The following is a 1,366-nucleotide window of genomic DNA, read 5'->3' as shown; positions in this document are numbered from 1 at the left end:
AAATGGTTCGTCGTTCTGTTTTGAACTTTGATTCTATTCAAGGAGCTTACCTAGTCTTCAAGCCCGATTTACTTGATGCTGAAGATGCGAATTATGTCGATGCGGATTATGTCGGCTCGAATGAAAGAGGGCGTTTTGCTCCTTATTGGAAGGTCGCAGATAATGGCGAGAACGTTCTTCCAAACGTGTTATCAGAATCAACATTGAGTGATAACAGCAATAGCGAACGCTTTTTCTGTCCTTTGTCATCTGGCCAAACGTGTATTAGTACGCCAAGAGTTGTGAGTAGCGTTGGTCAAGAACTGCTTACGTCTTCGATTTCGGTGCCTATCATCGTTGATGATGTGGCGATTGGTTTCTTGGGCATCGACTTAAGGCTCGATGGTTTGACCAATGTTGTCACTCAATCGGATCAAAGCTTGTTTGAAGGTGCAGGGGCGGTTTACGTCGTGAGTTTAGATGGTTCCGTTATCGCTTCTGATGATCAAAGTATTGCGGTTGGTTCGAGTTTTCAAAGCAACAATACAAGTAGCGATCTAATGACGGACTTTATCTTTGGTGGTGAAGTCACGACTCAATGGAGTGAGAATGGTGAGTGGTTACTCGCATTTGCACCTGTTGTTGCCGCCAACCAAACTTGGGGTGTGCTGTTTGAGATTCCAAGAGAGAGTGTGGTTGCTGACGCGAATCAATTGGATGCCATTATTAGTACTAAGCTAAGTGAAGGTATTAAGACTGAAGTGATTGCGGGTATTAGCTTTATTCTTTTCGGTCTAGCGATCATCGCTTTTGCTTCACTGTCCATTGTTAAGCCTATTCGACAGGTAGTTGAAAGACTGAACGATATTGCTTCTGGTGAAGGTGATTTAACGCAACGCTTGGAAGTGAAATCTCAAGACGAAATTGGTCAGTTGTCACAAGGGTTTAACCTGTTCTTAGACAAGCTTCAACACACTATTAAAGAGGTGATTCAGACCACTGAGCAAGTGGCGAGCACGACAAGCCAGGCGAAGGCCTCTGCATCAAGTACTCGTGAAAGTAGTGAGTCTCAGTTTAAAGAAGTGGATCTTGTGGCGACCGCGGCAGAAGAGATGACTCAGACTTCGGGCTTAGTGGTACAAAATGCTGAAATAGCCGTTGATGCCGCTTGTGAAGCGAATCGTTCTGCTCAGCAAGGCCAACAGGTTATCGAACTTTCTGCCGGTGAAATGAGAAAGCTGGTGGATCGTATGTCGAGCGCCGTGCCTATTGTTGAAGAGTTGGCTAAAAATAACGGTAACATCACTGAGATCTTAAGTGTGATTGAAGGGATCTCTGAGCAAACCAACTTACTGGCATTGAATGCGGCGATTGAAGCGGCTCGTGC

The 1,366-nt window shown here is 45.1% G+C and carries 1 protein-coding gene; it reads left to right on the top strand.

The window, feature by feature from the left end:
- Positions 1-1,366, top strand: a 1,366-nt coding sequence (locus AB4653_RS27395) for a methyl-accepting chemotaxis protein (RefSeq protein WP_372105816.1), incomplete at both ends; no start/stop codon positions are given.

It is taken from the genome of Vibrio sp. 10N.222.48.A3 (assembly GCF_041475345.1).
GTDB classification, from domain to species: domain Bacteria; phylum Pseudomonadota; class Gammaproteobacteria; order Enterobacterales; family Vibrionaceae; genus Vibrio; species Vibrio tasmaniensis_A.
The sequence above is the reverse complement of the archived record's forward strand: the minus strand, read 5'-3'. Positions and strand labels throughout refer to the sequence as shown.